Origin of the sequence: Kitasatospora sp. MAA19 (assembly GCF_029894125.1) — a bacterium.
In the GTDB taxonomy this organism is placed as follows: Bacteria; Actinomycetota; Actinomycetes; order Streptomycetales; family Streptomycetaceae; genus Kitasatospora.
This window is the reverse complement of sequence record NZ_JARXYZ010000014.1, coordinates 133,227-153,213: the sequence shown is the minus strand read 5'-3', so window position 1 is coordinate 153,213 and position 19,987 is coordinate 133,227. Positions and strand designations below refer to the sequence as shown.

19 protein-coding genes and 1 pseudogene are annotated in these 19,987 nt (G+C 72.1%); 5 read left to right on the top strand and 15 right to left on the bottom strand.

What is annotated here, in order from left to right:
• Positions 1 to 13 precede the first annotated feature (13 nt).
• The 3 genes from P3T27_RS22275 to P3T27_RS22265 all read right to left on the bottom strand — a co-directional run bounded on the left by P3T27_RS22275 (position 14) and on the right by P3T27_RS22265 (position 2,222).
• Positions 14 to 889 (bottom strand): NmrA family NAD(P)-binding protein, encoded by an 876-nt coding sequence (locus P3T27_RS22275; RefSeq protein ID WP_280681091.1) that lies wholly within the window; start codon positions 887 to 889, stop codon positions 14 to 16.
• Between the two features lie 249 nt (positions 890 to 1,138).
• Complete coding sequence (locus P3T27_RS22270; RefSeq protein ID WP_280681090.1) at positions 1,139 to 1,675, bottom strand: carbonic anhydrase; 537 nt, start codon at positions 1,673 to 1,675, stop codon at positions 1,139 to 1,141.
• 46 nt (positions 1,676 to 1,721) lie between these two features.
• Entirely contained in the window at positions 1,722 to 2,222 is a 501-nt protein-coding gene (locus tag P3T27_RS22265; protein ID WP_280681089.1) for a hypothetical protein, read from the bottom strand.
• A gap of 718 nt (positions 2,223 to 2,940) precedes the next feature.
• On the opposite strand from P3T27_RS22265, the gene P3T27_RS22260 reads away from it, so the two are divergent.
• Positions 2,941 to 3,459, top strand: coding sequence for a MarR family winged helix-turn-helix transcriptional regulator (locus tag P3T27_RS22260; RefSeq protein WP_348534123.1), 519 nt, complete (start codon positions 2,941 to 2,943; stop codon positions 3,457 to 3,459).
• Positions 3,460 to 3,632: 173 nt separating this feature from the next.
• Here P3T27_RS22260 and P3T27_RS22255 read toward each other — a convergent pair.
• Positions 3,633 to 3,842, bottom strand: a pseudogene (locus P3T27_RS22255) (transposase); the annotation flags it as partial.
• Between the two features lie 410 nt (positions 3,843 to 4,252).
• On the opposite strand from P3T27_RS22255, the gene P3T27_RS22250 reads away from it, so the two are divergent.
• Together P3T27_RS22250 and P3T27_RS22245 are read left to right on the top strand one after the other, a co-directional pair.
• The gene (locus tag P3T27_RS22250) at positions 4,253 to 5,476 is read left to right on the top strand and encodes a Dyp-type peroxidase (RefSeq protein WP_280681088.1); all 1,224 of its coding nucleotides are present in this window, start codon (positions 4,253 to 4,255) and stop codon (positions 5,474 to 5,476) included.
• Between the two features lie 77 nt (positions 5,477 to 5,553).
• Entirely contained in the window at positions 5,554 to 6,597 is a 1,044-nt protein-coding gene (locus P3T27_RS22245; protein WP_280681087.1) for a beta-propeller fold lactonase family protein, read from the top strand.
• A gap of 553 nt (positions 6,598 to 7,150) precedes the next feature.
• On the opposite strand, the gene P3T27_RS22240 is transcribed toward P3T27_RS22245, so the two are convergent.
• The 3 genes from P3T27_RS22240 to P3T27_RS22230 all read right to left on the bottom strand — a co-directional run bounded on the left by P3T27_RS22240 (position 7,151) and on the right by P3T27_RS22230 (position 9,598).
• Entirely contained in the window at positions 7,151 to 7,903 is a 753-nt protein-coding gene (locus P3T27_RS22240; RefSeq protein ID WP_280681086.1) for a peptidyl-tRNA hydrolase, read from the bottom strand.
• A 105-nt stretch (positions 7,904 to 8,008) separates the two neighbouring features.
• Entirely contained in the window at positions 8,009 to 8,575 is a 567-nt protein-coding gene (locus tag P3T27_RS22235; protein WP_280681084.1) for a hypothetical protein, read from the bottom strand.
• Positions 8,576 to 8,665: 90 nt separating this feature from the next.
• Positions 8,666 to 9,598, bottom strand: a complete 933-nt coding sequence (locus P3T27_RS22230) for a hypothetical protein (RefSeq protein ID WP_280681082.1) — start codon at positions 9,596 to 9,598, stop codon at positions 8,666 to 8,668.
• A 123-nt stretch (positions 9,599 to 9,721) separates the two neighbouring features.
• On the opposite strand from P3T27_RS22230, the gene P3T27_RS22225 reads away from it, so the two are divergent.
• Together P3T27_RS22225 and P3T27_RS22220 are read left to right on the top strand one after the other, a co-directional pair.
• Entirely contained in the window at positions 9,722 to 10,093 is a 372-nt protein-coding gene (locus P3T27_RS22225; RefSeq protein ID WP_280681080.1) for a YbjQ family protein, read from the top strand.
• Between the two features lie 110 nt (positions 10,094 to 10,203).
• On the top strand, positions 10,204 to 11,328 hold the full coding sequence (locus P3T27_RS22220) for an NAD(P)-binding domain-containing protein (protein ID WP_280681079.1): 1,125 nt from the start codon (positions 10,204 to 10,206) through the stop codon (positions 11,326 to 11,328).
• A 132-nt stretch (positions 11,329 to 11,460) separates the two neighbouring features.
• Here the strand turns inward: P3T27_RS22220 and paaE are convergent, their stop codons facing one another.
• From paaE to P3T27_RS22180, 8 genes are all read right to left on the bottom strand, one after another.
• Complete coding sequence (gene paaE / locus P3T27_RS22215) at positions 11,461 to 12,669, bottom strand: 1,2-phenylacetyl-CoA epoxidase subunit PaaE (protein ID WP_280681077.1); 1,209 nt, start codon at positions 12,667 to 12,669, stop codon at positions 11,461 to 11,463.
• A complete protein-coding gene (gene paaD / locus P3T27_RS22210) occupies positions 12,670 to 13,191 on the bottom strand; it encodes a 1,2-phenylacetyl-CoA epoxidase subunit PaaD (protein WP_280681075.1) in 522 nt (173 codons plus the stop codon). It lies immediately after the preceding gene.
• The gene (paaC, locus tag P3T27_RS22205; RefSeq protein WP_280681074.1) at positions 13,188 to 14,093 is read right to left on the bottom strand and encodes a 1,2-phenylacetyl-CoA epoxidase subunit PaaC; all 906 of its coding nucleotides are present in this window, start codon (positions 14,091 to 14,093) and stop codon (positions 13,188 to 13,190) included. The genes paaD and paaC overlap by 4 nt, the downstream gene beginning before the upstream one ends.
• Positions 14,094 to 14,106: 13 nt before the next feature.
• Positions 14,107 to 14,400 carry a 1,2-phenylacetyl-CoA epoxidase subunit PaaB gene (gene paaB, locus P3T27_RS22200; RefSeq protein ID WP_030234269.1) on the bottom strand — a complete coding sequence of 98 codons (294 nt, stop codon included), beginning with the start codon at positions 14,398 to 14,400 and terminating at the stop codon, positions 14,107 to 14,109.
• Positions 14,397 to 15,476, bottom strand: a complete 1,080-nt coding sequence (paaA, locus tag P3T27_RS22195; RefSeq protein ID WP_280681071.1) for a 1,2-phenylacetyl-CoA epoxidase subunit PaaA — start codon at positions 15,474 to 15,476, stop codon at positions 14,397 to 14,399. The genes paaB and paaA overlap by 4 nt, the downstream gene beginning before the upstream one ends.
• Positions 15,477 to 15,765: 289 nt before the next feature.
• Positions 15,766 to 17,190: a M20 family metallopeptidase gene (locus tag P3T27_RS22190; protein WP_280681069.1), complete on the bottom strand. Its 1,425-nt coding sequence runs from the start codon at positions 17,188 to 17,190 to the stop codon at positions 15,766 to 15,768.
• Positions 17,191 to 17,955: 765 nt separating this feature from the next.
• A complete protein-coding gene (locus P3T27_RS22185) occupies positions 17,956 to 18,615 on the bottom strand; it encodes a response regulator transcription factor (protein WP_280681068.1) in 660 nt (219 codons plus the stop codon).
• Positions 18,612 to 19,970: a histidine kinase gene (locus P3T27_RS22180; protein ID WP_280681067.1), complete on the bottom strand. Its 1,359-nt coding sequence runs from the start codon at positions 19,968 to 19,970 to the stop codon at positions 18,612 to 18,614. Before P3T27_RS22180 ends, P3T27_RS22185 begins: the two co-directional genes overlap by 4 nt.
• Between the last annotated feature and the right edge of the window lie 17 nt (positions 19,971 to 19,987).

Here is a 19,987-nt window from a genome sequence, read left to right as displayed (position 1 = left end):
TCCAGCCGCTGTTCTAGTTCGCGGGTTCGTCGAAGTATTGCTTGTTGCGTTCGACGAAGGCGGCGACGGTGAGCGGGTCGCGGCCGGTGAGGGTGCGGACGACGTCGCTGGTTCCGGCGAAGATCCCGTTGCGGTAGTCGACGGCGACGTTGGTCAGGTGCTGGATCTGGTGGACGCCCATGCCACGGTGTTCCAGCTGGGAGCGGAACTCGTCGATCTCGATGGGCACGTACGTGATCTGTCGTCCCAGGGCCTGGGTCATGATTTCGGCCATCTGGTAGTGGTCGAGCTCAGTCGGCCCGTAGAGCGGGTAGGTCATCCCGGCGTGCCGCTGGGGGTCTTCGAGAAGGGCGGCGATCACGCGTCCCTGGTCTTCGCCGGCGATGGGGGCGTGGTGCGCCTTGGCGAACGGCAACCGAAGCTCACCGCTCTTTGGGTCCCAGAAGGTGAGGAGCCATTCGGCGAAGAAGGTGGGTCTGATGTGGGTGACGGCCCCGCTGAAGTGGTCCAACATGCGTTCGGCGATCCAGTGCTGCCGGGCGGAGTTGCTCACCGCGTCGCGCCGGGCCGAGATCTGCGACATGTTGACCAGCGCGCCGACCCGGTTCTCCTCGGCCGCCTGCAGCATGATGGCGGAGGCTTCCATCAGCCCCGGGCGGATCGGGTAGGCGAAATAGACTCCGTCGACTCCCGTGGTCACCTGGACCACGGCGTCCAGGTCCAGCATGTCCCCGACGACGATCTCGGCGCCGGCAACGGCGAGCCGGTCGGAGCGCTCGTCGGTGCGGTGGACCAGGGTGCGTACGCGGTGGCCGTGCTCGAGCAGCGTGGTGGCGGCGCCTGCGCCGGTCTTGCCGGTGGCGCCGGTGATGAGGAAAAGGCTTGTCATGACGGGAACCCTTCTTTTCGACATGGGGCGCCCTGGCGGGCCGCCCGGTAGAGGAATGTGCCGACGGTCGTGGTCGGTCCGGGCACGGTTTCGACCGGAGGTAAGACGCGGGGCGGATTATCGAGCGTGCCGCGTGCCCGGCTGCAGTCGTGGCGCATTCGACCCGGGTCGGTGACGGCGCTCCCGGCCCCAGGGTTCCGAGGATCTGTTCTGTTCGGGTGGATACGCCCGCATCGCTGCTCCGCCTCGCTATTCGACGGGTAGCAGGGTCGGCGCGACGACGGTCTCGACTCGCCCGGTGTCGACGTCGTAGACGAGGCCCGACACCCAGTACGCGGCCGCCCGGATGTGGGCCAGGACCACGTCGACATCGACACGGACCGAGCCGATCGGATCACTGACGGACTTGGCGTCGAGCTTGTCTGTCGGGATCTCGAAGTACTCTGCGAGGAGGTCAGGGAAGGCGGCCAGGTCGGTCATGCCGCAATCAGTGTGGTGCAGGATGACCAGGTTCCAGTCCCCGGGTGGGCGGCTCTCCGCGTTGGCTTGGCCGACCTTGGCCAGCATGGCCATCGTGCGCAGCGTGGCGGGGGTTACCCGTCCTCCGACATTGCGGATCACGGCGGCCTCGCCGTTGTTGAGGCCCAGGACGCGCGCGGGGTCGACACGCGGGTCGACACAGCCGATGACCATCATGTTGCCGGACGGGCTGAGCCGCAGGTCGGGGTTGTAGGCATCGGCCGCGAACACGGCGTTGCGCTCAATCAGATCGCGAGTGTCGGTCATGAGATTCCTTGTCCGAGGGGGTTGCGGCACTTCGGCTACTAGGCGGCTAGGCGGCGGCTTCTTCGAAGACCTTGACCATCTCCGCATCGAGCCTGCTCGGGACGCCCGAGAGGGCGACTTCGGGGAACTTGCTGAAGAACGCGGTGACTTGGTCCAGGTCGATGCGCGTCTGCTCGCCGTCGCGCTGGGAGACGCAGATGCGGACCGGCGCGCCCAGGCCCGCGGCGCCGGAGTATTGGAACAGGCCTCGCGCGATGACGGCGTTGCCGACCAAGTAGAACTTGGACTCGACCGGGATCCCGGCGAGCCTCATCGTCGAGCCCTGCTCGAAGTCCCAGAAGACGGAGAACCCGGTCGGCACCGAGACCTCGTCGACATAGGCCTCCAGCCCCTCGCGGTCCGAGTGCGTGACGTACTCCATCAGCTTCGGGATCGAGAAGCGCTGCAGGCGCGACTCGATGGCCTTGACCACCTCGGAGTACGGCTTGTCGGAGCGGATCGTGAGCAGGACGGCGTCGTAAGGAGTCTGTGTGACCTGAGCTGCCATGGGCCTCTCACCACCATTTCATCGGAAGAAGAGCGTTGCCGGTGTCGTCAGCTTCGTGGACCACCGTCGCGTAGCAGAGCTCGAACCGGAGGACGGTGGCTGGGCCGGCCCGCAGCCTCAGGTCTGCGAACGCGCTCACCAGGAACTGCCGGGTCATCCTTGGCCGCTCGCGCGAGGGGGTGGGGTGGTGAAGCCCCCTTCCGCTGCACGAGCCAGCCGTTGTCGGTGCCATGTTTCAGATTCTCCCGACCCGGCGGCCAATGTGTTGTATCTACACTACATCTGCGCGCCGCAGACATGCAACGGCTGGGGCCGGTTTTGATTCGTGTCCAACGCCGACCGCACGCGAGCCGAGCACCTCGGTCGCGCCGACGACCCGGCGCCCGCCGAAGGCTCACCCCATCAGCGACGACGGTCAGGCCGGCCGGACTCTTTCTCGGATAGCGATGCCGCTCGTGCGCCCGGCAAGACCGGCGCGAGTGCGTGATCACCGGGAATCAGTCTGGGGATACAGGCGCGTGGTCACGCATGCTCAACTTCGAGTTGGCCCCGGCTCGCTCGCGTACGTACGCGCATCGCCGCGTAGTCACTGTCGAACCCCGGGAGCTGATCGAACAGTGAGCCATGCCAGAGATTCCCTCAACCAGCTGGTGTCGAGGTACCCTTTCGCAGCAGAGATGTAGCTGCAACACTTTGGGTAGTCGGATTCGAGGCAGGCATGGAGCAGTCAGCAATAGCGGTTGGCCTCGCGGCGGAGGTGGGTGGCGCTTGCCTGGGCATGCGAGTGGCCCGGCTCCATCGAGTCGTCACACGCTGCTACGAACAGGCGCTACAGACGGTAGGGCTCAGCCAGCCTCAGATGGAGGTTCTCGCCTGCCTCGTCATCGACCCCAAGCCCGTGAGGCCTGCGACGCTGGCCACGCAACTGATGCTTGAGCGGTCCACTGTGAGCCGGAACCTCGCGCTCATGCAGAAGAACGGCTGGATCGCGGCGGTCGAGACCTCGGCCACCGGACGGGCAATGTCAGTGACAATCACCGAAGCCGGTGTAGCTGCGTTCGCCCGTGCGGGTAGCGCATGGCGCCGCGCGCAGGCCGACGCGGTCAAGATGCTCGGCCCGGACGCGGTCACGACGCTCAACCAGTGGCTTGGCTTGGACACACCATCGCCCGCAAGCGAGAGCGACGTGGATGCCGTTGGCCCGCGAAGCCGAGCATCAGCGGGCAAGGACGGCTAATGGATGTGGGCGTAGCTGTTGCGCTAGGAGCGTGGGTCGGTAGCGGGCAACCCGCCGAGTGGCCGAGATCGGTGGGAAACGGTTGCGGTGGCTCGGACGGCGTCTATGGGGGTTGTGAACGGGGCCATGGGCCCGGATTCCGGCCTTCTGGGGACCGGGGAGGTTCGGGCTGGTCAGCCGGCCAGGGCGGCGAGTCCGGTTGTTCCGGTGCGCCGGAAGATCTTGCGGAGGTTGTGACAGGCGAGCAGTCGCCATTCGCCGCGGGCGCCGTCTTCGCCGCGCAGGAGGAGTTGGCGGCCGTTCTGGCAGGTCATGATCTGTCCGAAGACGGGTTCGACGATGGCCTTGCGGCGGCTGTAGGCGGCGAGTGGTTGCCGTCCAGGGCCGTCTGTTCGAGTGAAATCCGGACCAGGGTCAGGACTTGAAAGCTTCGCCCGGTGCCCTGCGGACCTTGGCATCCCCTGCCCGCACCCGAACGGCACGCCCGGGATGCAGGTGAGCATTGACCGTGATCGTATGCCACTGCCAGTAACCCCCCGGTGTCCCAGACGAGTCCCACGAGGACGCTCTCCGAACATCCAGGATGCGGCCGGTCACAGTCCGGAATTCCGACGAAGGCGACCCCGACCGGTCATCACCGCCGGGCCGGTCAGGCGGGGCATCGGCCCAGGCCACAGGTGCACACCACCGTGCTCGATCCGAGAGGGACAACATGGGTGACGAGAGAGCCTCAGCCCTGGCAGACGGGTGGCGTGGCGGAGGATGCCCCGCGAGTCTCCTCGCGCGACGGTCGATGCTTCAGGGCGCAGCCGCCAGCCTTGTCGGGGCGGCAGCCGGGAGCCTGCTGAACAACCAGGAAGCCATCGCCCAGGAAGGAGGAGGCGACGGCGACCCGACGACCGGGAGCCTGATTCCGTTTCACGGCTACCACCAGGCAGGCATCGTCACCCCGCCCCAGAGCGTCGGAGAGTTCGCCTCCTTCGACGTGACAGCCAAGAACCGCGCAGAACTCATCGATCTGTTCCGCACGTTGACTTCCCGGGCCCGATTGCTGACCTCTGGGCGCACGGATCCGAATGCGTCCCCGGACGCTCCGCCCACGGACAACGGGATCCTCGGCCCCGGAGTCGTGCAGGACGATCTCACCATCACCGTTGCCGTCGGCGAGAGCTTGTTCGACACGCGCTACGAACTGCAGGCGCGCAAGCCCGTCCAGCTCAAGACAATGGCGCCGTTCCTCCACGACGACCTGGACCCCGAACTGTGCCACGGCGACCTGTTGCTACAGGTGTGTGCCGGTCACCGCGACAGCACCGTGCACACGATGCTCGACATCCTGTCCCACACCGAGGGCATGCTGAAGCAGCGATGGACCTTCCACTGCCAGCGCAATCCGCCTCGCCCGACCGGGATTCCGCGTGACTGGTTCGGGTTCAAGGACGGCATCACCAACCCCGACACCACCAATACGGCCCAGCTGGACAACGTGGTCTGGGTGCAGCCCAACACCGACGAGCCGGCATGGACGGCAGGCGGGACGTACCAGGTGCTGCGCATCGTCCATTTCTTCCTTGATGCATGGCAGAAGGTGCCGATCTCCCAACAGGAGCGGATCTTCGGCCGCCGAAAGATCAGCGGCGCTCCTCTGTACGCCCTCTCGGACGACGCGCCGGACACGTTCGATCCCATCTACACCAACGACCCGCAGGGACTGATCACCCCGCTGAACTGCCATGTCCGGCTCGCCAACCCGCAGACTCCGGAGACCGCATCGACCAGCTCCATCCTGCGTCGCAGCTACGACTACGAGCGCAGTCCCGGAGTGAACAGCCAGCCGGACCTCGGACACCTGTTCTGCTGCTTTCAGCGCGAACTCAACACCTACATCACCATGCAGACCCGGCTGGAAGCCGAGGCGCTCGTGCCGTACATCAGTCCGCGCGGCGGAGGCTACTTCTTCGCCCTTCCAGGAGTGCGCGACAGCCAGGACTACTTCGCCCGCGCGCTGTTGACCTGACTGCCGCTTCCGGACCGGTCGTACGGGAGAGGGGCCGGGTCGCGAACCGAAGTTCCACGAAGTACCCAGGAGGCGAGATGCGTTTCCGAACCCACACCGACCGCGGCCTGAGCGGGAGGGCGGTCGGGCCGGTGCTGGGAGCCGGCATCGGGCTCCTGCTGGCCTGTGGCCTCCTCGCCGCGTGGCTCATCCCGGCGTCGTCGCCGTCACGCTCCGCCGCCCCGCTCGCGGGCGTCGGAGGCCACGTGTACGTGACCAATCAGCTCGACAACACGGTCTCGGTGATCGACGCCGGTACCAACAAGGTCGTCGCGACCGTCCCAGCCGGCAACGCGCCTGAAGGCATCGCTATCACCCCCGATGGCACGTACGCGTACATCGCCGACAACGGATCGGCCATGGTCTCGGTGCTCGACACCCGCACCAACAAGATCGCCACCACCGTGCCGGTCGGGCACAACCCCACCGGCGTCCGTCTGAGCCCTGACGGCACCTACCTCTACGTTGCCAACGGCGGTTCGGACAGTGTCTCGGTGCTCGACACCCGAACCAACCAGGTGACCGCGACGGTCCCGGTCGGCGTCTCCCCGGTGAGCATCGCCATCAGTCGCGACGGTGCCACGGCCTACATCGCCAACACCGGATCGCACACTGTGTCAGTCCTCGACACGCGTACGCAGCGCGTCGTCCGGAACCTGACCGCCGGCCCCTCCCCGGTGAGCGTCGCCGTCACCCCGGACGGCGAATCGGCCTACGTGGCCAACGAGACGGCAGCAACCGTCTCCGTCGTGGGAACCCGCGCGCAGGCGCTCACCGCCACGGTCCCGGTCGGCGAAGGCCCCTTCGACGTAGCGCTGGCACCTGACGGTTCAAGGGCCTATGCCGCTGATCTCGGCCCGGGCACGGTATCCGTGATCGACACCCGTAGCCACCGCGTCTCGGCGACCGTTGCCGTGGGCCCTCCGGGCACCGACCCGTTCAACCTGGCGGTCACCTCAGGCGCGGTCTACGTCACGAACCAGGGAGCGGGCACCCTTGCGGTCATCGACCCCAAGAGCCTCAAGGTTGCCGCAACCGTAACGGTCGGCACCAGCCCCTACGGCGTGGCGGTGAGTCCGTGACCGCGGTGTCCGCCCGCTTTGAAGTTCCACCGGCGACGGCAGCGGGCGGTCCTGCGGCTCTCCGCGCCCGGTCGACAGTCCGCCGCCGCGCCTCCGGCCAGGTGACGGAGGCGCACCTTCGCCTGTGCGGTCTGCGGTCCGGACGCTGGTCGCATCACGGCGCGGTCAGCTGCTATTGGATACCCCAGATGGTCACCATCGATCCCGACGACGTGAGCGCCCACGCCTACCACCCATCAGCAACCTCGCCGATCTGCGCATGCCCCATCCATGGAGGGGACCGTGCTCACTCAGATTGACGGGCGTCTTCGGCCAGCGCAGGATGAGCTCGACGGTCAAGTGGTCGATGCTCGGCGCGGCGCGGACGACCGGCGCCGGAACGGCGTTGAACACCGCGCCTGCGCCCCCGGGGACACCTACCCGTCTTGCCCGGTAGAGGGAGCGTCACCCTCCCCCCACCCCCTCCGAGAGAGGACCCGCCGGAGGCACGCGACTGCCGGGAACGCGCGCGCCTCACCCGCTACGCTGCCGTGTTGGGGTCAGAGTGGTGCGTTCACGAGCGCCGAAGGCGCGGGGTAGGGCAGTAGCGCGTGCCGCCTTCGAGTGCAACAGTTAGCCCGGGGGCGATCTCGGTGAAGCCCGCGTCCCGGACCAGCGGCAGTCCACTGGCCACCAGCCCCTCCCACGCCTCCGGTGTGGCCGTCCGCACCGCGAGCGCGAATCCGGACTCGGCCCACTCCTTGCGCTGCGCCTCCTCCAGCCGCCACCACGCGAGCTGGGCGGCGTGGCCGGTCTGGGCCATCGTCTTGCCCGCACTCATCTCCAGCTCCGGGTTGAGCCACAACACCGGCAGACCCGGCTCAGGAGCGCTGATCTCGGCGGTCTCCTCCAGGTCCGTCCCGGAGACCTGGAGCTTGGCGAGCTCCTTCGGCCAACCGTCCAGCGGCACCGGCGGAAACACCCGAACCTCGGCCTCCCGCCCGCTCACCGTGATCCCCGGCAGCTCGCCCGCCCGGCGCCACTCCCCGCCCCGGGCCCGCCGGACCACCTTGCGGATCCGGGCGTCCTCCCAGGCCACGACCCGCTCCGCCCACTCGCCGTCCGCCTCGGTCACCCGCGGGTCGGCCAGCAGGGTCAGCACCGCCCGGGCTGAGGTCTCCAGCGCGTCGGTCCGCCCGGGCGGCGTGGCCCGCTCCACCCGGACGACGAGCGGCAGCACGTACTGCGGCCGCCCGTCACGGTCCTCCGGGGCCGGAGCGGCGTCGGGAGCGGAAGCGGGAGTCGGGATGTCGAACGGAGAAGTCACCCGTCCAGCATGCCAGCCCCGCCACCCCGGTGATCACCCGGTGCCCGGAGTCCCCGAACGACCCTCCCGGTCCGCCCCGGCTCACCCCGCCCCACCCCGCCCCGCTCAGCGCAGCCGCTGCCGCAGCTCGTCGACGGCCGTCCGGATGCTCGCACCGTAGGCGTCCTCGGGCAACGCGTCCAGGCTGCGCACGGCGCGCTCGAGCTGCTCGCGCGCGAGGTCGGGCTCGCCGAGCTTGAGGTGGTCGGAGGCCAGGTTGAGGTGCAGCGAGGGGTAGAACGCACGCACCTGGAGGGCGGACTCGTACGTCTGGGCCCGCTCGGCGGTGAGCGAGTCGGCGGCGGCCAGCGCCCGCCGGTCCCACTCCAGTTCGGCCTGCGGATCGTCCTGCAGGTCGGCCAGGTAGTGGGCGAGGACACAGCGGTGGAAGACGTCGCCCCGCTCGCCCAGTGCCGCCCAGAGCTCCTCGAAGCTGGCCCGCGCCTCAGCCGTCCGCCCGCGCTGCGCGGCCTGCACACCGTCCAGTCCGAACCCGATCCGGGTGAGCACCGGGTCGTCCCCGCCTGCCGCAGAACCCGCCGCAGAACCGGCCGCAGAACCGTCCGCCCCGGGTGCCTCGTCCGCCCCGTCCGACCACCCGGACTCGGCGCGCACATCAGACATATCGGACATGTCCGCAGCCTAACCGCCCACCCGCCGCAGCGCCCGGAAGGCGACGTGCCGGGCGACCCGAAGGCCGACCGGTGCAGGACGAGCGACCGGTCAGCGCCGGTAGCCGCGCTGCAGGTCCCGCGCCTCCGCGTCCTCGTACGTCAGGAACCAGCCCTCCGGGTGCGTGGCCGCCAGCAGCACCTCGGTGCGCTGCTCGGAGCCCAGCTCCGGGTCGCCGTCGTCCGGCCCGTAGACGCCGAACAGCTCGTCGTGGCAGCCGTCCCAGTCGTAGTCGTACAGGTCGGCCGGCAGGTCGCCCATCATGTCGGCCACCGACTCGGGCTGCGCACCGAGCAGGGCCCGGGCGTCCACCAGGGCCATCCGCAGCGCGATCTCCTCAGCCAGGCAACGCGGCAGCGGCCACTCGCCGAGGGCGAGGTCGTCAGCAAGGTCGTCGAAGGCCCGGGCCATGGCGCGGCGCCAGCTCCGGTGCAGCCGCCAGGTGCGCTGGGGCAGCCGGGCATAGACCGTCCAGTCGGCGTCATCGGCCTCGGAGACCGGGTCGTCGCCGTGCTCGTCGAGGTCGTCGTAGGCGGCGTCGGCCAGGCCGAGGAGTTGGGCGTGCAGGAGACAGGCGGTGCGCGGGGTGAGGGTCCAGTCCGCCCCCGCGCCGCCCTCCTCGTCCTCGTCGCCCTCCAGCGGGAACAGCTCGGCGAAGTCCGGCGCGAAGTCCTCGGTCACGCTGATCTCCAACGTGCCGCCGATCGCCTCGACCCCGGGGATCGCGGCCACCAACCGGTCCGGGTGCAGCAGCGCGCCGAGCGCCGCGTTGGCATCCTCTGCGACCTCGCGCAGCAGCTCACGGCGCTGACCGGCCGGATCGTTGCCCTCGAACACCAGCTCCTCGACAGCCCTGATCGCGGCGGCGCGCAGCGCCGGCCAGTCGGTGATCCGCAGGCCCAGCACCACCGTCGCCTCGATCTCCTGCGCACCGGAGTCCTCCGCCGCGCCCGGCCCCTGTGGATGATCGCTTCGCTCGCCCATGGGGCTACGGTACGGCCTTTCGGCCGCCCGATCACCGGTCTGAACCAGCTTCTGGACCCCTTCTCGGCCATCCCCCGGCCCCGCCTCTGTCACTCGGACGCACGACACCGGCAGGATGGGCCCATGGCTGACATCAACGAGTACGGCGGCGGGCAGGGCCCGAACGCCGACGTCCTGGTCGTGACCACCAACGACATCCCCGGCTTCCGGGTCGATCACGTGATCGGCGAGGTCTTCGGACTGACCGTGCGCAGCCGCCACATCGGCAGCCAGATCGGCGCCGGGCTGAAGTCGCTGATCGGCGGCGAGCTTCGGGGTCTGACGAAGACCCTGGTCGAGAGCCGCAACGAGGCGATGGAGCGCCTGATCGAGCAGACCAAGGCGCGCGGCGGCAACGCGGTGCTGATGATGCGCTTCGACGTCACGGAGGCGGCGGACGTCGGCACCGAGGTCTGCGCCTATGGCACGGCCGCGGTGATCTCCCCGGCCGCCTGACACTCCCGCGGACCGGCTTCACCGGCAGGCCCCGCGGCCCGGTCTCCCGGGCAGGCCCCCGCAGGCAGGCGTCCAGGGAACACCCGCCGCACCCCCGATGTTTCACCGGCGTGACTGTTTACGGTGCAACCAACGACGGGCAGCGACGCGTGGACGTCCTGGTGGTGGGCGCCGGGCAGGCGGGACTGTCCGCCGCCTACCACCTGCGCCGCCGCGGCTTCGCCCCCTACCGGGCGGACGCCGACGGCGGCTTCGTCGTGCTCGACGCCAACCCCGCGCCGGGCGGCGCCTGGGCCCACCGCTCGCCCTCCCTGCGGATGGCCACCGTGCACGGCTTCCACGACCTGCCGGACGCCGAGCTCCCCGCGCCCGATCCCGAGGCCCCGGCGCGCGAGGTGGTGCCGGGGTACTTCTCCGCGTACGAGGCCCGGCACGCGCTCCCGGTCATACGCCCCGTCGCCGTTCACGCGGTGCGCGCCGAGACCGACCGCCCGGACTCCCGGCTGCTGGTCGAGACCGACCACGGCACCTGGTCCACCCGCGCGCTGATCAACGCCACCGGCACCTGGACCCGCCCCTTCCTCCCGCACTACCCGGGCCGCTTCGCCGGGCGCCAGCTGCACTACGCCGACTACCGGGGCCCCGAGGAGTTCGCCGGCCGGCGCGTCCTGGTGGTGGGCGGGGGCGCCTCCGCGATCCAGGTGCTGTCGGAGGTGGCGGCGGTCGGCGAGACGGTCTGGGTCACCCGGACCCCGCCGGTCTACCACGACGGGCCGTTCACCCCAGAGTACGGGCGCGCGGTGGTCGCCAAGGTCGAGGAGCGGGTCCGGCAGGGTCTGCCGGTGCGCAGCGTGGTGAGCGTGACCGGGCTCGGTCCGTCGGTCTCCTACCGGCGCGCGGAGGAGCTGGGCGCGCTGCACCGCCGTCCGATGTTCGACCGGCTCACCGAGCACGGCGTCGCCTGGGGGGACGAGGAACTGGCGGTGGACGCGATCGTGTGGGCCACCGGCTTCCGCCCCGAGGTCGGCCACCTGGCCCCGCTCGGGCTGCGCTCCCCCGGCGGCGGCATCGCGCTCACCGGCACCCGAGCCACCGCCGATCCGCGCGTCCACCTGGTCGGCTACGGGCCCTCCGCCAGTACCGTCGGGGCGAACCGGGCCGGGCGCGCCGCCGTCAACGACCTCGTCCGCCTGCTCGGTGAACCGGTGAAGCTCCCCGTCCCGGCCACGGTCTGAAACGCTCGGCGGCCGAGCAGGTCAGGGTGGGACTCGGCCGAGCCGCCGAGTCCCCGAGCCTGCGCGAGCCCCCGAGCCCGCGAGCCCGCGAGCCCCCGAGCCCGCGAGCCCGCACGCCGCGACGCCGGCCGCTCAGCGGTCGTAGTCGACCGTCACCCGGTCGGTGAGCGGGCGGGCCTGGCAGGTGAGGACGTAGCCGGCGGCCAGCTCCTTCTCCTCCAGCGCGAAGTTGCGGCGCATCTCGACCTCGCCCTCGGTGACCAGGGCCCGGCAGGTGCCGCAGACCCCGCCCTTGCAGGCGAACGGCAGGTCGGGGCGGGAGCGCTGGGCGCCGTCCAGGATCGACCGGTCACACGGAAGCGACAGTGTGCTGCCGCGCCCGTCGAGGACGACGGTGACCTCGCTGTGCGCGCCCTCGGCCGTCCCGTCCGTGCCGTCCCGGTCCGCCGGGCGCTCGGCGACCGGCTCGTCCTCGGCGTGGAACAGCTCCTGGTGCACGCGCCCGCCCGGCACGCCCAGCCCGGCGAGCAGCTCCTTCGCACCGGCGACCATGCCGAACGGGCCGCAGAGCCACCAGTGCCCGACACTCCCGACGTCCACCAGCGCCGCCAGCAGTGCCCGCACCCGCTCGGGGTCCAGCCGACCGCTGAGCAGTTCGGCGTCGCGGGTCTCCCGGGACAGGACGTGGACCAGCTGGAAGCGGCCGAGGTAGCGGTCCTTCAGGTCGGCCAGCTCGTCCGCGAACATCACGGTGTCGCTGCGCCGGTTGCCGTACAGCAGGGTGACGGTGGAGCGGCGGTCGGCGGCCAGGACGGACGCGGCGATCGACAGCATCGGGGTGATGCCGGAACCGGCCGCGAGCAGCACGTGGTCGGCGGGGACACCGAGGTCCGGGGTGAACAGGCCCGACGGCGTCAGCACCTCCACCTCCTCGCCCGGCCCCGCGTCCCGCACCAGCCAGCGGGAGAACAGCCCGCCGGGCACCTCCCGGACGGCGATCCGCAGCGGACCGCCGGCGGGGGCACAGATCGAGTACGAGCGGCGCTCGTCGGTGCCGTCCACCACCTTGCGCAGCGTCAGGGTCTGCCCCGGCCGGAAGGCGAACTGCGCCGCGAGGCCGTCCGGCACCGCGAAGGTGACCGCCACGGCGTCCTCGCAGAGCCGCTCGACCTGCTCGATCCGCAGCCGGTGGAACGCCGGACGGCGGGCGGGGCGCCCAGCGGTGGCCAGGGCCGGGGCCTGGGCCTCGGCGGTGGCGCCGACGGGCGAGGCGGTGGTGGCGTCGGCAGGCGCGTCGGCGGTGGTGTCCGCCGGCGAGGCGGCGTGCGAGGCGGCGGGCATTCAGATCTCCTTGACGCGTTCGAACGGCTCCCGGCAGGCGCGGCAACGCCAGAGCGCCTTGCAGGCGGTGGAACCGAAGCGGGACAGCTCCTCCGTGTCCGCGCCGCCGCAGCGCGGGCAGGGCACGGGAGCGGCGGTGCGGGTCGGGCCGAGCGCGAGCGGGACCGGACCGGCCGCGGCGACGGCGGAGGTCGGGCGCGGCGGGGCGATACCCGCCTCGGCGAGCTTGCGGCGGCCCTCGGCGGTGATCAGATCGGTGGACCACGGCGGATCCAGCCGCAGCCGGACCCGGACGTCCCGGTACCCGGCCGCGCGCAACCGGCGGTCCACGTCGGCGGCCATCTCGGCGACGGCGGGGCAGCCCGAGTACGTCGGGGTCAGCCAGGCGGTCACCGCGCCGCCGTCCACCTCGACCTCGGCCAGCACGCCCAGGTCGGCCAGGGTCAGCATGGGCAGTTCCGGGTCCGGGACGGCCGCCGCGACCTCCCAGGCCGCCCCGCGCTCCGCCACCGTCGCGCTCACCACGTCGCCCCCGGGTGTGCGCGGGCCAGCACCTGAAGCTCGGCGAGCAGCGGGCCGAGCGCCTCGGTGTGCACGCCGTCCCGGCCGGCCCGGCCGAGCACGGAGGCCAGCGGCGGCACGTCCGGCACGGTCAACCCGGCTTCGGCGAGGACGGCGGAGAGCGAGCGCAGCACCGGTTCGCGCAGCACCGCCGGGTCGACGCCCGCCCGCAGCTCCGCCGGGTGGGCCGTGAACAGTTCGTCCAGCAGCGGCCAGACCGCGTCCAGCCCGGCCTGCATCCGCGCCGACGAGTACGGCGTGCCGTCGCCGAGCCGCAGCGTCCAGGCGGTGGCGTACTCGCGGTGGTACGCCAGCTCCTTGACGCCCCGGGCGGCGACCGCCGCCAGCACCGGGTCCGGGTGCGCGCTCAGCGCCTCGTACAGCGCGCAGCGCGCGGTGGCGAACAGCAGCAGCCGGGCGATCGAGTGGGCGAAGTCGCCGTTCGGCACCTCGACCAGGCGGACGTTGCGGAACTCGTGCTCCTCCCGCCAGTACGCCAGGTCGTCCTCGGTGCGGCCGGAGCCGTCCGCCTGTCCGGCCCGGGTGAGCAGCAGGCGGGCCTGGCCGAGCAGGTCGAGGCCCAGGTTGGCGAGCGCGACCTCCTCCTCCAGTTCGGGCGCCCGGGTGCACCACTCGATCAGCCGCTGGGCGAGGACCAGGGCGTCGTCGCCGAGCATCAGGCAACAGGCGGCGAGGTCCGCGCCGTCCACGCCGGGGGGCAGGGCGGTGTCCACGCCGAGCAGCGGGTCGGCGAAGCCCGTCCCGTACGCCCAGCGGCCCTCGCCCTCGGGGCCGGGGGCGGCCTCGGCGAGGCCGAGGTACACGTGGTCGTCGACGTCGGCTTGGGTGCTGTGGTCCTGCATGGCGGTTCCCCCGTCAGATGTGCGGGACATCCTCGGGGATGTCGTAGAAGGTCGGGTGGCGGTAGACCTTGTCGCCGCTGGGCTCGAAGAACGGGTCGCGCTCGTCCGGGGTGGAGGCGGTGATCGCGTCCGAGCGGACCACCCAGAGGCTGACGCCCTCGTTGCGGCGGGTGTAGAGGTCGCGGGCGGCGAGCAGGGCCATCCGGTCGTCGGACGCGTGCAGCGAACCGACGTGGACGTGGTTCAGCCCGCGCCGCGGGCGCACGAACACCTCGTACAGCGGCCAGCCGGCCTTGGACTCCGTCACTTTCCGTTCTCCTGTTCCGTGTGCTCGCCGTGTTCCGTGTGCTCGCCGGTGGGCGCGTGCTGTCCGGCCGTCGCAGGCCGCTCGGTCCCTTCGGCGTGTCCGGATTCGGCGGACTGTTCGGCGCGGCGCTTGGCCGCGTACGCGACGGCCGCCTCGCGGACCCAGGCGCCGTCCTCGTGCGCGGCCCGCCGGCGATCGACCCGCTGGGCGTTGCACGGACCCTGACCGTGGATGACCCTGGTCAGCTCGGACCAGTCCGGCTCACCGAAGTCCCAGCCACCGCGTTCCTCGTTCCAGCGCAGCTCGGGGTCCGGGAGCGTGACGCCCAGGTGCTCGGCCTGCGGGACGGTCATGTCGACGAAGCGCCGGCGCAGCTCGTCGTTGGTGTGCCGCTTGATCCGCCAGGCCATCGAGCGGGCGGTGTTCGGCGAGTCGGCGTCCGGGGGGCCGAACATCATCAGTGACGGCCACCACCAGCGGTCCACCGCGTCCTGCACCATCCGGCGCTGGGCGTCGGTGCCGCGCATCAAGGTCATCAGCAGCTCGTAGCCCTGGCGCTGGTGGAAGGACTCCTCCTTGCAGATCCGCACCATCGCGCGGGCGTACGGGCCGTAGCTGCAACGGCAGAGCGGGACCTGGTTGCAGATCGCGGCGCCGTCGACCAACCAGCCGATCACGCCGACGTCGGCGAAGGTGAGGGTCGGGTAGTTGAAGATCGAGGAGTACTTCTGGCGGCCGGAGATCAGCTTCTCGGTGAGTTCGGCGCGGTCGACGCCCAGGGTCTCGGCGGCGGCGTAGAGGTAGAGGCCGTGGCCGGCCTCGTCCTGGGCCTTGGCGAGCAGGATCGCCTTGCGGCGCAGCGAGGGGGCACGGGTGAGCCAGTTGCCCTCGGGCTGCATGCCGATGATCTCGGAGTGGGCGTGCTGGGCGATCTGGCGGATCAGCGTGGCCCGGTAGGCGTCGGGCATCCAGTCCCTGGGCTCGATCCGCTGCTCGGCGGCGACCACCGCCTCGAACCGGTCCTCCTGCGCCTGCGCGGGGACCGCCTCGGCCACCTCTGCTGTCACCACGATCACCTCTCGTGTCCCGCGCCGGCGCCCTGAGCGCCAACCGACTGACCGTTCGGTCGGTACCATTCTGCGCGGCGAGGCGGAGGGATGGCAAGGGACGCGAGCAGGGGGAGGGTGGTGATGGGTGGCGGCGAACAGATAACAGCTAACAGATTTCAAAATCTGTTAGCTGTTATCTGTCATCTGTTACTTGTCAGCCGTCTGCTGTTCTCTGTTCGCCGCCGAGCGCCAGCCGGTAGCCGGTAGCCGCCGACTGCCGACCGCCGACCGCCGACCGCCGACCGCCGACCGCCGATCAACCCTCCGTACGGTCGCGCAGCCTCGGCAGCGGTACGGCGAGGAGCGTGGCCAGCAGGGCGATCCGGGGCGCCAACTGGTCGAGGCGGATGTGCTCGTGCCGGGCGTGGGCGCCGGCACCGACCGCGCCGAAGCCGTCCAGCGTGGGCAGCCCGCGCGAGCCCGGCAGGTTGGTGTCCCCCGCGCCGCCCGCCGGACCGCCGTCCAGTTGCTGCCCGAGCACCGCGGCGAGCGAACGGACGTGCCGCAGCAGCGGGTTGCCGGTGCGCTCGGGCCACGCCGGGCGGCTGGAAAGCACTTCGGTCCGGACCCTGGCCCCCGGCCGCAGCGCCGTGAGCCGGGCGAGGTTGTCGAGCGTACGGCGCTGCGCCTCCGCAGTGGAGAACCGCAGACCGAGCTCGGCCTCGGCCCGCCCCGCGACCACGTTGGCCCGCGAACCCCCGCTGATCCGACCGGCGTTGAGCTCGGTACCCGGCTGGCCTGCGAGGCCGCGAACGACGACGAGCTGGTCGACGAGTTCGTCCACCGCCGACACCCCGTCGTGGGCGTCGTTGCCCGCGTGGGCCTCACGCCCGGTGACGGTGAGCCGCACCCGGGTGCTGCCGCGCCGGGCGGTCTTCAACCGGCCGTCGGGGTGGGGCGGTTCGAGCCCGATCACCGCCGCCGCACCGCGCAGTTGGCGCTCGACCAGGCGCCGCCCGTCCGGGCTGCCGACCTCCTCGTCGGAGACGACGACCAACCGGACGGTGCGGTGGGGGCGCTGACCGAGGTCGGCGAGCAGAGCGAACGCGCCCTCCAGAATGGCGAGTCCACCCTTCATGTCGACGACGCCGGGGCCGCTGAGTCGACCGTCCTGCTCGGTGACCGGCCAGTCGGCGAGGGTACCGACCGGCCAGACGGTGTCGTGGTGGCCGACGATCAGCAGGTGCGGCAGGGTCTCGTCCTGCCCCTCCCACTCCAGGACGAGGTGGTCGCCGGCCGGCCCGGGTTCACGGAGGGCGGTGGCGCCGGTGGCGCTGAAACCAGCGGTCAACTCCTCGGCGAGGGCGTCGAGTCGGGGAGCGTCACCACTGGGCGACTCGATCCGGGCCAGGTCCACGCAGCGGCGTCGAACGGCGCCGGCCAGCGTACGGGCGCGCGTACTGAGGGCCAGCGGCAGGCCGGGTAGCGCCGCGGTGACCGCAGCGGTGGCCGCTGCGGAGACGGTGACAGCAGCGGTGGCGGCAGCGGAAACGGTGACGGTGACGGCGGTGGTGAGTGCCTCACCGTCGGCGGCGGCCGGGACGGCGGCGGGGGCGCGCTCGGAAACAGCCGCGGGCGCGGGGGCGGACACGGGCACGGGCACGGGGGCTGGCGCGGGGGCACCGTCGAGGTCGGCGGCGGCACTCGGTGCGGCGGGCGACCCGACGATCTGGGGACTCAACGTTCGCCTCCGCGGCCGCTGCCGGTATTCAGCGGCCGTACCGGCCGACCGCCCCAACCCGGCTGCCAGGCCCGGCCGGACCACACCGATCGACCGGTATGGTGTGCGGCCCTTCGGAACGGCTCGTCTGGCCCAAGTGCGGTGGAACGGTTGGGCGGCGTGCTTGGCATTGCGTCCTCCTCGCTCGATCCGGTGGCCCCGGTCCGCCCGGGGCCCCGTGGACGGCGGCTTCCTGACGGCGGGCGCAGTGGCCGCACCGCCGCAGGGAAGCCGAGATGTGAGCCTAGAAGAACCGTTCGGTTTCCTGCGAGGTGGCCCTGCTCCCAGCGTGCCGGGACCGGGCCCTCAGCCTCGGGCACCCGTCGGAGAGCAGCGGCGGGCGCGCGGCGCGCGGGCCTGGATCGGCGCGCGGGCGCGGTCGCCGGATCGCGCCCATCTCCACCATGGACCCGCCGCCCGGGTTCGGCAGCGCAAAGCGCCAAGGCGCGGGATTTCCACGCCGGATGGGTGACATCGGCTCAGCGCGCGGTACGAACCGGGAGCACGCGACCGGCTCAGGGGGGCCCAGCCTGACCCCCCGGGAACACCCACGCGAACACCGGCCGACCTGACGCCCCACCCGTCACCCGACGCACCACCGGGCGACCGCAGGAGCAGCAGGCCGCCGCCCCACCACCGGCCCCACCGGCCCCATCCGGCACCGCCCCGGGCGCCGTCCCAGCCACCGTCTCCGGCACCGCCCCAGGCGCGGGCGCGGGCCCCGCCTCAGGCGCCGTCCTCGACCAGCCCGGCGTCGCGCGCGAGCAGCGCGGCCTGGACCCGGTTGCCGACGCCGAGCGCGGTCAGGATCCGGCTGACGTGCGCCTTGACGGTGCTCTCGCGCATCCCGAGGACGCCCGCGATCTCCGCGTTGGAGAGCCCGTCGGCGAGTTCGCGCAGCACGTCGGTCTCGCGCGGGGTCAGCCCGGCGACCCGGTTGCGGGCGGCGACCGACCGGGGCGCGCCGGTGCGGTGGTAGCGGTCGATGAGACGCCGCGCGGCGGCCGGGTGCAGCATCCCCTGGCCCCCGGCGACGACGTGGACGGCCCGGGCGATCTCGGCCGGCGGGGTGTCCTTGAGCAGGAAGCCGTCGGCGCCGGCGGCGAGCGCCTGGTAGACGTACTCGTCGAGATCGAAGGTGGTGAGCGCGATCACCCGCGGGGCGTCGGGCAGTTCGCGCAGGCGCCTGGTAGCGGCGATGCCGTCGAGCCGCGGCATCCGGATGTCCATGAGCGCCACGTCGATCCGCTGGCGGCGGGCGAGTTCGACGGCCTGCAGTCCGTCGGCGGCCTCGGCGACGACGGTGAGGGCCGGGTCCTGGGTGAGGAGGTCGACGAGGCCGAGCCGAACGAGCGCGTCGTCGTCGACCACCATCGTGCGGATCATGCGACGTCCTTCGGCTGCGAGATCGCGGCGGGAGCAGAGGGCGGGAGGGCGGGCGGGGCGGGGACAGCGCGCGGGGCGGGACCGGGAGAAGGCGCCTCCTGCGAGCCCGGGGGCAGGGACGGGGACGGGACCGGGGCAGGCCCCCCGGGCACGGCCTGCGGTGGGCGCTCCGGCGCGGGCAGGCGGGCCGCGAGCCGGAAGCCGCCACCGCCGTCGGGCCCCGCGTCGAGGTGGCCGCCCAGCGCGCCGACCCGTTCGGTGAGCCCGACCAGACCGTACCCGCCACCGGTGGCCGACCCGTTCGACGACGCCTCCCCCGGCCCGTTGCGGACCTCGACGGTGGTGGCCGGGGCGCCGTAGCGGACCCGGACGGTGACGGACGCGGCGTGCGCGTACTTGCGAGCGTTGGTCAGAGCCTCCTGGACCAGGCGGTGCACGGCCAGCCGGTGCGTGGTGGGCACGGTCTCCGGGTCGCCGGAGAGGGCCAGTTCGACCTGCTGGCCGGCCGCGGTGGCCTCGCCGACGAGTTCGGTGAGGTCGCGCAGCGCGGGCGCCGGGACGCGTGCCGTCCCGGCCGGTGCGGTCGACTCGTCCTCGGCGACCGGTCGCGCCGGCGGGTCGGCACGCAGGGCGCCGAGGACGTCGCGCAGGTCGTCGAGCGAGCGTGCGGCGGTGGTGCGCAGCAGTTCGAGGCGGTGGGTGAGCCGCTCCGGGTCCGCGGTGACGGTGCCGGCCAGGGCCTGGTCGCGCAACACCCCGGCGTGCAGCACCAGCAGGCTGAGGCGATGGGCGAGCACGTCGTGCATCTCCCGGGCGATCCGGGCGCGTTCGGCGGCCCGGGCCTGTTCGGCGCGCAGCTCACGCTCGCGGCGCAGCGCGTCCACCTGCTCGTGCAGGGTGCGGATCAGCACCCGGCGGCCGTGCAGCCACAGGCCGACGGACAGTGTTGCGGCCTGGACGAGGAGTTGGGATCCGGTGGTGCCCGCCCAGCCGACCAGCGAGTCGGCCCGGGTGGCGCTCACCACCGCGATGACGGCGCCGCCGGCCGCCGCCGGGCCGGTCCGGCCGAGGGAGGCGAGGTAGTAGACGCTGAACAGTCCGGGAAAGGCGCGGTTGAACAGGCCGCCGGTGAACACCGGCAGGACGGCGGAGGCCATCGGGTAGCGGCGGGCGAACAGCAGTGAGAGCGAGGCGAGGACGGCCGCGACCGTCCGGGCCAGGCGCAGCGACTCGTCGGCGTGGACCCACTGGAAGAAGGCTTCCTCGACGGTGAGTGCGAGGATGCCGAGCAGCAGCAGCGTGTCCGTCCACGGCCGGCGGTCCGGGCCGTACCAGCCCAGTGGGGCTGTGCGCATCGGGCCGCTCCCGTCCT

Excerpts from the sequence above, each read along its gene's own strand:
- P3T27_RS22270 (WP_280681090.1), bottom strand. The coding sequence starts at position 1,675 with ATGACCGACACTCGCGATCTGATTGAGCGCAACGCCGTGTTCGCGGCC.
- paaC (WP_280681074.1), bottom strand. The coding sequence starts at position 14,093 with ATGCAGGACCACAGCACCCAAGCCGACGTCGACGACCACGTGTACCTC.
- P3T27_RS22185 (WP_280681068.1), bottom strand. The coding sequence starts at position 18,615 with ATGATCCGCACGATGGTGGTCGACGACGACGCGCTCGTTCGGCTCGGC.
- P3T27_RS22245 (WP_280681087.1), top strand. The coding sequence starts at position 5,554 with ATGCGTTTCCGAACCCACACCGACCGCGGCCTGAGCGGGAGGGCGGTC.
- P3T27_RS22235 (WP_280681084.1), bottom strand. The coding sequence starts at position 8,575 with ATGTCCGATATGTCTGATGTGCGCGCCGAGTCCGGGTGGTCGGACGGG.
- P3T27_RS22250 (WP_280681088.1), top strand. The coding sequence starts at position 4,253 with ATGCTTCAGGGCGCAGCCGCCAGCCTTGTCGGGGCGGCAGCCGGGAGC.
- P3T27_RS22275 (WP_280681091.1), bottom strand. The coding sequence starts at position 889 with ATGACAAGCCTTTTCCTCATCACCGGCGCCACCGGCAAGACCGGCGCA.
- P3T27_RS22225 (WP_280681080.1), top strand. The coding sequence starts at position 9,722 with ATGGCTGACATCAACGAGTACGGCGGCGGGCAGGGCCCGAACGCCGAC.
- P3T27_RS22260 (WP_348534123.1), top strand. The coding sequence starts at position 2,941 with ATGGAGCAGTCAGCAATAGCGGTTGGCCTCGCGGCGGAGGTGGGTGGC.
- P3T27_RS22230 (WP_280681082.1), bottom strand. The coding sequence starts at position 9,598 with ATGGGCGAGCGAAGCGATCATCCACAGGGGCCGGGCGCGGCGGAGGAC.
- paaE (WP_280681077.1), bottom strand. The coding sequence starts at position 12,669 with ATGCCCGCCGCCTCGCACGCCGCCTCGCCGGCGGACACCACCGCCGAC.
- P3T27_RS22180 (WP_280681067.1), bottom strand. The coding sequence starts at position 19,970 with ATGCGCACAGCCCCACTGGGCTGGTACGGCCCGGACCGCCGGCCGTGG.
- P3T27_RS22265 (WP_280681089.1), bottom strand. The coding sequence starts at position 2,222 with ATGGCAGCTCAGGTCACACAGACTCCTTACGACGCCGTCCTGCTCACG.